Origin of the sequence: Phenylobacterium sp. (assembly GCF_035276905.1) — a bacterium.
In the GTDB taxonomy this organism is placed as follows: domain Bacteria; phylum Pseudomonadota; class Alphaproteobacteria; order Caulobacterales; family Caulobacteraceae; genus Phenylobacterium.
Genome location: NZ_DATELG010000232.1, coordinates 1 through 8812, shown reverse-complemented (window position 1 = coordinate 8812; position 8812 = coordinate 1). Strand labels below are relative to the sequence as shown.

10 protein-coding genes are annotated in these 8812 nt (G+C 72.6%); 5 read left to right on the top strand and 5 right to left on the bottom strand.

Annotated features, from left to right (window positions below; all coding sequences use genetic code 11):
- The coding region (locus VJS38_RS10825) for a P-II family nitrogen regulator (protein WP_324088155.1) at window positions 1–309 on the top strand (309 nt) is incomplete at its 5' end.
- Window positions 310–332: 23 nt separating this feature from the next.
- On the opposite strand, the gene VJS38_RS10820 is transcribed toward VJS38_RS10825, so the two are convergent.
- The 4 genes from VJS38_RS10820 to metX all read right to left on the bottom strand — a co-directional run bounded on the left by VJS38_RS10820 (window position 333) and on the right by metX (window position 4439).
- Complete coding sequence (locus tag VJS38_RS10820) at window positions 333–2054, bottom strand: TPR end-of-group domain-containing protein (protein WP_324088154.1); 1722 nt, start codon at window positions 2052–2054, stop codon at window positions 333–335.
- A gap of 50 nt (window positions 2055–2104) precedes the next feature.
- Window positions 2105–2458, bottom strand: coding sequence for a UrcA family protein (locus tag VJS38_RS10815; protein WP_324088153.1), 354 nt, complete (start codon window positions 2456–2458; stop codon window positions 2105–2107).
- 128 nt (window positions 2459–2586) lie between these two features.
- Window positions 2587–3288 carry a methionine biosynthesis protein MetW gene (metW, locus tag VJS38_RS10810; protein ID WP_414692436.1) on the bottom strand — a complete coding sequence of 234 codons (702 nt, stop codon included), beginning with the start codon at window positions 3286–3288 and terminating at the stop codon, window positions 2587–2589.
- On the bottom strand, window positions 3285–4439 hold the full coding sequence (metX, locus tag VJS38_RS10805) for a homoserine O-acetyltransferase MetX (protein ID WP_324088152.1): 1155 nt from the start codon (window positions 4437–4439) through the stop codon (window positions 3285–3287). Before metX ends, metW begins: the two co-directional genes overlap by 4 nt.
- Window positions 4440–4530: 91 nt before the next feature.
- Between metX and VJS38_RS10800 the strand changes: the two genes are divergently transcribed.
- From VJS38_RS10800 to VJS38_RS10785, 4 genes are all read left to right on the top strand, one after another.
- Window positions 4531–5028 (top strand): SixA phosphatase family protein, encoded by a 498-nt coding sequence (locus VJS38_RS10800; protein WP_324088151.1) that lies wholly within the window; start codon window positions 4531–4533, stop codon window positions 5026–5028.
- Entirely contained in the window at window positions 5025–5366 is a 342-nt protein-coding gene (locus tag VJS38_RS10795) for a DUF952 domain-containing protein (protein ID WP_324088150.1), read from the top strand. Before VJS38_RS10800 ends, VJS38_RS10795 begins: the two co-directional genes overlap by 4 nt.
- Before the next feature lie 163 nt (window positions 5367–5529).
- Window positions 5530–6573, top strand: coding sequence for a quinone-dependent dihydroorotate dehydrogenase (locus VJS38_RS10790; protein WP_324088149.1), 1044 nt, complete (start codon window positions 5530–5532; stop codon window positions 6571–6573).
- A 61-nt stretch (window positions 6574–6634) separates the two neighbouring features.
- Complete coding sequence (locus VJS38_RS10785) at window positions 6635–8122, top strand: HAMP domain-containing sensor histidine kinase (RefSeq protein ID WP_324088148.1); 1488 nt, start codon at window positions 6635–6637, stop codon at window positions 8120–8122.
- Window positions 8123–8137: 15 nt separating this feature from the next.
- Here VJS38_RS10785 and VJS38_RS10780 read toward each other — a convergent pair.
- Window positions 8138–8812: gamma-glutamyltransferase (locus VJS38_RS10780; protein ID WP_324088147.1), on the bottom strand; the 675-nt coding region annotated here is incomplete at its 5' end.

Here is an 8812-nt window from a genome sequence, read left to right as displayed (position 1 = left end):
CTCGACGCGGTGCTGGACGCCGTGACCGAAGCCGGCGCCTCGGGCCTGACCGTCACCGAGGTGCGCGGCTATGGCCGCCAGCGCGGCAAGACCGAGGTCTATCGCGGCGCCGAGTACGAGGTGAAGCTCTTGCCGAAGGTCCGGCTGGAGATCGCCGTCCCCTCGGACGTCGCCGACGCGGTGGTCGAGGCCGTCGCCCGCAGCGCCAACACCGGCAAGATCGGCGACGGCAAGGTGTTCGTCATGGACCTCGAACAGGCCCTGCGCATCCGCACCGGCGACCGCGATTCGGCGGCGATCACGGGGTAGGGGCGGCGGGCGCCGGAGAGCTGTCAGCGAAGCTGACTGAGGGGGCGTTCGGCGCACCCCAACCTCTCCGCCGCCGCCGCGGTCATCGCCCGGAAGCGCGGATCCTTGCGCAGCTCGTCGAGGTCGGGGTCGGTCTCGACGTGGCGCAGCAGGCCCGCCGAGCATTCGGCGAAGACCGGCTCCAGGAGCTCCAGCGCCCCCTCGTGATCGCCCAGGAAGGCGCTGACGCCGCAGGCGAAGTTGTAGCGCATGCGGCCGTTGTCGGGGTCGATCAGCAGGCCGCGGTCGACCAGGCCGCGGGCGCGTTCGACCTGACCCAGCGCGATCAGCGCGCCGACCGCGCAGCCGATGCCGCTCAGGTTGACGTAGTCGCGCGCCAGCACTTTCTCGGCCCGCGCCAGCACCTTCTGGGCCGCGCCGCGCACGCCCGCCGCGTCGCCGACGGCGTGATAGGCGGAGAGCAAGAGCCCGCCCTCGGCGGCCCAGATCTCGCTGCAGTCGGTGGAATACTCCAGGTGGGGAATCGCCCGGGTGAAATCCCGCTGGGTGTAGAAGAAGCGGCCCGCCACCGCCTGCACCAGGGCCGAGCCCGGGTCGAGCCGCAGGGCGACGTCGAGCTCTTTGTGCGCATCCTCGATCTGGCCGTCCTGCAGCAGGTAGCGCGCCTTGATGGCGTGCGGCTCGGCCTGGTGCGGGTCGATCGCCAGCGCCCGCTCGATCGCCTCGCGGCCGCCGTCGCCCGGCATGTTCAGATGGCAGAGGAGGGCGGTCTGGGACGCGGCGATTAGCGACCAGGCCTGGGCGTAGCCGGGATCCAGCGTCACGGCGCGGCGGCACAGGCGCTCGATCGCCTCCAACTGCCGCTGCTCGCCGAAATCGACCCCGGCGCTTAGATAGTAGCGGCGGGCCAGCAGGTAGAGCTCGTAGGCCTCCGGATGGTGCGTGCCGCGCTGCTCGATCGCCTCCCGCTCCTCGGGCAGCAGGTGCAGGCGCAGCGCCTCGACGATGGCGCAGGAGAGCTCGTCCTGCAGGGCGAAGACGTCGGCGGCGGGCCGGTCGTAGCGTTCGGCCCAGAGGTGCAGGCCGGTGGTTCCGTCGACCAGCTGGGCGGTGACCCGCACCCGGCCGTCGGCCTTGCGCACGCTGCCTTCCAGCACGTGGCTGACGCCCAGCCGGCCGGCCAGCTCCGGGACGCCGACCGCGGCGTCGCGCAGCGAGAAGGAGGTGGTGCGCGCCAGCACCGAAAGCGCCGAGACCTTGCTGAGGTCGGTGATGACGTCCTCGGTCATGCCGTCGCTGAAATAGGCCTGCTGCGGATCGTCGCTGAGATTCAGGAACGGCAGGACGCAGATCGAGGGGCCGTCCGGCGTCGCCGCCGCAGCCGCGGGCGCCCGCTCGCGCCGCAGCAGCCGGTAGCCGACCTTGGTCACCGTCTCCAGCCGGAAGGCGTCGAAGCGCTCGGCCAGGCGGCGGATGCGGCCGACGACGCGCTCGATGGCGTCCTCGCCGACGATCGCGCCGTCCCAGCAGGACTCCAGCAGGGCGTCGCGCGTGACCACGCCGCCCTCCGCCTTCGCCAGCGCGACCAGGACCTGCATGACCCTGGGCTCGATCAACTCCTCGCGGCCGTCGCGGTGGGCGAGACGCCGCAGCATCGGCTCGATCCGCAGGTCGCCGAGGCTCAGCGGCGGCTCGCTGGCGAGCCGGATGCGAGGGGGCTCCAACGTGGCGTCGGATGAGCTCATCGCTTCAAGATAGGCCTCTTGGGCCGGCTCCAGAAGTCTGCGGCCGCCGGTTAGTTCGCGGCGGCCAGGGTGGAGGCGGGCGCCGGGACGCCGGCCGCCGCCGCGAGCGCCGGGCTGTGCGCGCTGGCGACGGTTTCGTCCACGACGCCGCGGACGCAGGCCTGGAACAGCGCGCGCCGTTGCAGGTCGCGGCTGTCGGCCTCGTCGCCGCAGATCGTGCCGGCCGCGCGGGTGATGCGGCGAAGCGCGACGCGGGCGCCGGCCTCGCTGGAAAGGTCGACATCGGCGACCCGCACGCGGACAGTGGTGGTCTCGGCGTCGGAGGCGGGGGCTGCGGTGGCGATCCCGGCGGCGCTCAGGCCGACGGCGGAAGCGAGCAGCAAGGGCAGGATGGTGCGGGGCATGGCGGGAATTCCTTGGCGGGGACGGCGCGGGGAGCGCCATGCCGCAAGGAAACCGCGTCGCCGGTCCCGCCGACAGGACGCGCAGCCGATGATTTGCCGATAATGCGCCGATGGAGACCGGACGGTCTTTAGGCCTTTGACGTTCTCCGCCGCTTCGGAGCCTCCGCAGGCCCCGGCGCCGCTTCGCCGAACAGGTCGACCGGCGCCGGGGCGCGAGGCGCGGCGTTGCGACGGCTCAGCAGGAAGAGGGCGGTCTCCGAGCGCCAGTTCTCGAGCGGGTGCTCCGGATCGATCGGCCGGGCCGGCTTGCCGTTCGACAGCGCCGAGCAGGCGTCGATCCGCAGGTCCAGCTCGCGGCACAGCTCGGTGAAGTCGCGCAGGGTGCAGAGGTGGATGTTGGGCGTCGACCACCAGGGATCGGGCAAGGCGCGCGTCTCCGGCATCCGCCCGGTGGTGACGAGCGCCCAGCGCATCCGCCAGTGCCCGAAGTTCGGCAGCGACACCACCGCCTGGTCGGCGATGCGCAGAAGCTCGGCCAGCACGTGCGCCGGCTCGCGCATCTGCTGCAGGGTCTTCGACAGGACGGCGTAGTCGAACGACTGGGTCGGGAAGTAGTCGAGGTCGCGGTCGCCGTCGCCCTGCACCACCGCCAGCCCCTTGGCCAGGCAGGCCGCCACCCCGGCCTGGCTGATCTCCAGCCCCTGGCCGTCGACGCGCTTCTCGCGGGTCAGGAGCTCCAAGAGCTCGCCCTCGCCGCAGCCCACGTCCAGCACCCGCGCGCCGGGGCGCACCAGCCGCAGGATCTCGCGGAAGTCCTCGCGCAGGGTCACGCCAATCCCCGCGCCTGCGCCTGGGCGCCCAGGAACCCCCGCAGGGTCGCGTCGAGCTGCGGCTCGTCGAGCAGGAAGGCGTCGTGGCCCTTGTCGCTCTCGATCTCGGCGAAGCTGGCGCGGCAGCCGGCGGCGTTCAGGGCGCGCACGACCTCGCGGCTCTCGGCGGTGGGATAAAGCCAGTCGGAGGAGAAGGAGAGCACGCAGAAGCGCACCCGCCGGGCCTTGGCGAAGGCCTCGGTCAGCGCGCCGCCGTGCTTGGCGGCGAGGTCGAAGTAGTCCATCGCCCGGGTGATGTAGAGGTAGGAGTTGGCGTCGAACCGGTCGACGAAACTGGCCCCCTGGTGGCGCAGGTAGCTCTCGACCTGGAAGTCGGCGTCGAAGCCCCAGGAGAGGCCGTCGCGCTGCAGTTCGCGGCCGAATTTGCGCTGCAGGGCGGCCTCGGACAGGTAGGTGATGTGCGCGGCCATGCGCGCCACCGCCAGCCCCTTCTCCGGCCGCACGCCGGCCCGCTCATAGCCGCCGCCGCGCCAGTCGGGGTCGGCCATGATCGCCTGGCGGCCGACCTCGTGGAAGGCGATGTTCTGGGCCGAGTGGCGCGGCGCGCCGGCGATGCAGATCGCCGAGAACAGCTTTTCCGGATAGTCCGCCGCCCACTGCAAGACCTGCATGCCGCCCATCGAGCCGCCGATCACCGCGAACAGGGTCTCAACGCCCAGCGCCTCGACCAGCATGGCCTGGGCGCGGACCATGTCGGCGATGGTGATCACCGGGAACGACAGGCCGTAGGGCTGGCCGGTCTTCGGGTCGATCGAGGCCGGGCCGGTCGAGCCCATGCAGCCGCCGATCACGTTGGAGCAGATGATGAAGTGGCGCTCGGGGTCGAGCGGCTTGCCGGGGCCGACCATCCGGCTCCACCAGCCCGGCTTGCCGGTGGTCGGATGGACCGAGGCGAGGTGCTGGTCGCCGGTCAGCGCGTGGCAGACCAGGACCGCGTTCGAGCGGTCGGCGTTCAGGCGTCCGTAGGTGTTGTAGGCGATCTCCAGCGGCGCGAGCCGCGCGCCGGAATCCAGCCGCAGCGCCTTCGCCGCCGGAAACCTCATCGTTCCGCCGTGGATGTCCGGCGCGGCGGAAGCTGCGGCTTCGGTCATGAAGGCCTTGGACCGCCAAGCCCTTTCAGTGTCAATGGCTTCCACCCAACCCTGACGCGCTCTAAGACGCGCGCCGAAAGGGACAAGATCGATGGACCGGCTCATCCTGTTGCGTCACGCCAAGGCGGAAGGCGAAGCGCCCAGCGGCGACGACTTCGACCGCGCGCTCGCGCCGCGCGGCCAGCGCGAGGCCCGCGCCGTGGGCATGCAGCTCGCCGCCCTGGGCCTCAGGCCCGACCTGGCGGTGGTCTCGCCGTCGGCGCGCACCCGCGAGACCTGGGAGCTGGTCGAGCTGTCGGTCGCCGGCGCCGCGGTGAAGTTCGAGCCCGCGCTCTACAACGCCGAGGCCGGCGCCATCCGCAAGATCGCCGAGAAGACCGGGGCGGGCGCGCGCACGGTGATCGTGGTGGCGCACAATCCCGGCCTGCAGGAGCTGGCCGTGCGGCTGATGCGCGACGGGACCGCACCCGCCGAATGCCTGTCCCGCGCCCAGCGGCACTTCCCCCCCGGCGCGGTCGCGGTGTTCGATTTCGACGCCGAGGGCCGCGCGACGGTCGACCAGCTGTTCTATCCGGAACGCGGGTTGTGAGCCGGATCTACAAGATCCTCGCGCGCGCCGAATGGGAGCAGGCTCGCGCGCTCGGCCGCTTCGAGGGCTCGGCGGTCGACGCCCGCGACGGCTACATCCATTTCTCCACCGCGGCCCAGGCGCAGGAGACCGCGCGCCGCCACTTCCACGGCCAGGACGGCCTCGTGGTGCTGGAGGTCGAGGCCGACCGCCTCGGCGAGGACCTGCGCTGGGAGCCGTCGCGCGGCGGGGATCTGTTTCCGCATCTGTATGGGGCGCTGGATGTGGCCAAGGTGAGCGCCGTCACCGACGCGCCGCTGGGGCCGGACGGGGTTCCGTTGGTCGGTGATCTGGCGTGAGCCAGCGCCGAACGCCCCCTCAGTCAGCTTCGCTGACAGCTCCCCCGCTTTGCGGTGGAGCATCTGCAGCCAAGATCCTCCACCGCAAAGCGGGGGAGGTGGATCGCCGAAGGCGAGACGGAGGGGGCGTCGCGGCGTGGCCGATCGCGCAGGAACTTCGAGCATGACCCTTCTCCACGCCCTGGCCACCCGCGCGCTACGCGCTCTTGACCCGGAAGACGCCCACGGCCTGGCGATCCGCGCCCTGGAAATGGGGCTGGGGCCGCGCGCCGGGCGCGACGATCCGATCCTGGCGACCGAGGTCGCGGGGCTCTCGCTGCCGAACCCGGTCGGCCTCGCCCCGGGCTTCGACAAGAACGCCCAGGTGTTCGCGCCCATGCTGCGGGCCGGCTTCGGCTTCGTCGAGTGCGGCACGGTCACGCCCAAGCCCCAGGCCGGCAACCCGCGCCCCAGGCTGTTCCGCCTGACCGAGGATCAGGCGGTGATCAACCGCATGGGCTTCAACAACGAGGGGCTGGAGGCCTTCGCCGGGCGGCTCAAGGCGCGCGGGCCGGGCGTCGTCGGGGCGAACATCGGCGCCAACAAGGACTCCGAGGACCGCATCGGCGACTATGTGGCGGGCCTTCGGCGGCTGTGGGGCCTGGCGTCCTATTTCACCATCAACATCTCCTCGCCGAACACGCCGGGCCTGCGCGCCCTGCAGACCAAGGCCGCCTTGCAGGAGCTGCTCGGCCGCCTGGCCGAGGCGCGCGACGCCCTGCCGCGTGCGGGGCTGGTCCCGATGTTCCTCAAGGTCGCGCCCGACCTGGAGGACGGCGAGGTCGAGGCGATCGTCGAGACCGTGCTCGCAACCGGGCTCGCCGGGATCATCGTCTCCAACACCACCGTCTCGCGCCCGGCGCTCAAGTCGCGATTCCGCGAGGAGGCGGGCGGCCTCTCCGGCGCGCCGCTGAGGACGCTGTCGACCGACCGCTTAATGGCCTTCGCCGAGGTCGCCGCGGGACGGCTGACGCTGATCGGCGCCGGCGGCGTGGCCAGCGGCGCCGACGCCTACGCCAAGGTTCGCGCCGGGGCCTCGGCCGTGCAGCTCTACTCGGCCCTGGTCTACGAAGGTCCCGGCCTGGTCGGACGCATCAAGCGCGAACTGGCGGCCTTGCTGCGGCGCGACGGCTTCTCCAATGTGAAGGACGCGGTCGGCCAAGCTTAATACGCGCTCTGGGGCGAGACCCTGCGTTGCCGAAGCGGGCCGGGTGATTTACGGGATAGCCATGGCGGATGCGCCCACGCCGCAGGAGCTTCCGAAGCCGTCTCCCCGCCGCTTCTTCTGGCCCGGCGGCCTCTCAGCCCGTTTGCTGGTGCTCACCGTGCTGTTCGTCGCCCTGGGCGGCGCGCTGACGCTGCCGCCGTCGCTCGCAGACTACGAGCGGCAATGGCTGCTGGACCGGGTGCGCGCCGCCGAGCTCGCCTCGCTGGCGCCCGAGGTCGCGCCCGACCGCGTCGTCTCCGAGCAGCTGAAGGCCCAGTTCCTCAACGGCGCCGGCGTCGACATCGTGGCGGTCTCGGTCGACGGCATCCGCTCGCTGGTGTTCGCCAGGCCCAGGCCCGGTCCCGCGCGGGCGCCTTACCTCGTCGACCTGCGCGGGCGCGCGCCCGGCCTCGGGTGGGTCGCGCCGTTCCGCACCCTCTTCGGCGCCGACGGCCGGCGCGTGCGGGTGATGGCCGAGCCGCGCTTCCGCAAGGCCGACTTCGTCGAGTTCGTCGCCTCCGACGCCGAGCTGAAGCGGGCGCTGGCCGCCTATCTCTGGCGGCAGTTCTTCATCGTCGCCTTCGTCTCCACGATCACCGGCGTCCTGGTCTATCTGGCGCTGAACCTGTTCCTGGTGCGGCCGATGCAGCGGATCACCCGCTCGATGGAGCGGTTTCGCGCCGACCCGGAAGATCCCAAGGCGCGGCTGAAGCTCTCCGGCCGCCGCGACGAGATCGGCCGGGCCGAGGCCGAGCTCGACCGCATGCAGGCGGACCTGCGCGCGGCGCTCCACTCCCGCGCGCGCCTGGCGGCGCTGGGCGAGGCGGTGGCCAAGATCAACCACGACCTGCGCAACATGCTGACCAGCGCCCAGATCGCCTCCGAGCGGTTGGCGGCGCTGAAGGACCCGAAGGTCAGCCAGGCCCTGCCCAGGCTCGAGCGCGCGCTCGACCGGGCGGTGCGGCTGGCTTCCGACGTGCTCGCCTACGGCAAGACCGAGGAGCCGGCGCCGGAGATCCGCAACGTCCCGCTCGCGCCGGCGGTCGAGGCGGCGGGCGAGGAGGCGCGGCTCACCGGCGACGGCGTGCGGCTGGTCAACGAGGTGGCCGAGGGCGACCAGGTCGCCGCCGATCCCGACCAGCTGCACCGCATCCTCGTCAACCTGCTGCGCAACGCCCGCGAGGCGATCGAGCATCAGGAGGTTCGCGCCGGGCCGGGCGAGGTCCGCGTCTCCCTGACCCAGCCGGACGGGGTGAGTCTGGTGCGGGTCGCCGACAACGGCCCGGGCGTGCCGGAGCGCGTGCGCGAGCGGCTGTTCCAGGCCTTCGCCGGCTCCGGCCGGCCGGGCGGCGCGGGCCTGGGCCTGGCCATCGCCCGCGAGCTCGCCCAGGCCCACGGCGGGGACCTGTCGCTGGCGGAATCCGGGCCGGAGGGCTCGACCTTCGAGCTTCGCCTCCCCGGCGCGCCGCCGCGGGCGCGGCGGGCCTCGAGCGCCAGGAGCTCGGCTTAGAACGACGGCAGGATCTCAAAATCCCCGCGCCGCGCCTTCGCGCCGCGGATCCGCCCCGCCGCGCAGGCCTTGCGATGTTGTCTCGACGCCGTGCAGGCCGGAGCCCTCCGCGCCGACGCCGTCGACCAGGGTCACGCCGCGGGCGGCCAGGCCGGCGACCACGCCCGGCGCGAACTTGCCGACCTCGGCGTCGTAGACGTCCTTGCGCGCGATCAGGTTCGGCAGGTCGATCGCCGCCTGCATCGACAGCTTCCAGTCCAGCAGGCCGACCAGGGTCTTCAGGTCGTAGGCGATGATCCCCGGTCCGCCCGGCGAGCCCATGGCGGCGACGAAGCGGCCCTGGCGGTCGAGGACGATGGTCGGGCTCATCGCCGAGCGCGGCCGCTTGCCGGGGGCGACGGCGTTGGCGGCGGGCGCGCCGTCAGCGTCCTTCGGCGAGAAGGAGAAGTCGGTCAGCTGGTTGTTGAGGAAGAAGCCGCCGGCCATCCGGCCGGAGCCGAAGACGCTCTCCACCGTGGTGGTCATGGAGACGACGTCGCCTTGCGCGTCGACGATGACGACGTGGCTGGTGCCGCCGGGTTCCTGTGTGCGGTCCGGCCCGAAGGCCAGCGCGCCGGGGGGCTTGCCGGCGGCGACCGACTGGGCGGCGGTCGGCCCGATCAGCGCCGCGCGGTCCTTCAGGTAGGTCGG

What these genes read in the sequence shown, in the direction of transcription:
- VJS38_RS10820 (WP_324088154.1), bottom strand. Translation starts at nt 2,054, where the DNA reads ATGAGCTCATCCGACGCCACGTTGGAGCCCCCTCGCATCCGGCTCGCC.
- VJS38_RS10815 (WP_324088153.1), bottom strand. Translation starts at nt 2,458, where the DNA reads ATGCCCCGCACCATCCTGCCCTTGCTGCTCGCTTCCGCCGTCGGCCTG.
- metX (WP_324088152.1), bottom strand. Translation starts at nt 4,439, where the DNA reads ATGACCGAAGCCGCAGCTTCCGCCGCGCCGGACATCCACGGCGGAACG.
- VJS38_RS10800 (WP_324088151.1), top strand. Translation starts at nt 4,531, where the DNA reads ATGGACCGGCTCATCCTGTTGCGTCACGCCAAGGCGGAAGGCGAAGCG.
- VJS38_RS10790 (WP_324088149.1), top strand. Translation starts at nt 5,530, where the DNA reads ATGACCCTTCTCCACGCCCTGGCCACCCGCGCGCTACGCGCTCTTGAC.
- VJS38_RS10785 (WP_324088148.1), top strand. Translation starts at nt 6,635, where the DNA reads ATGGCGGATGCGCCCACGCCGCAGGAGCTTCCGAAGCCGTCTCCCCGC.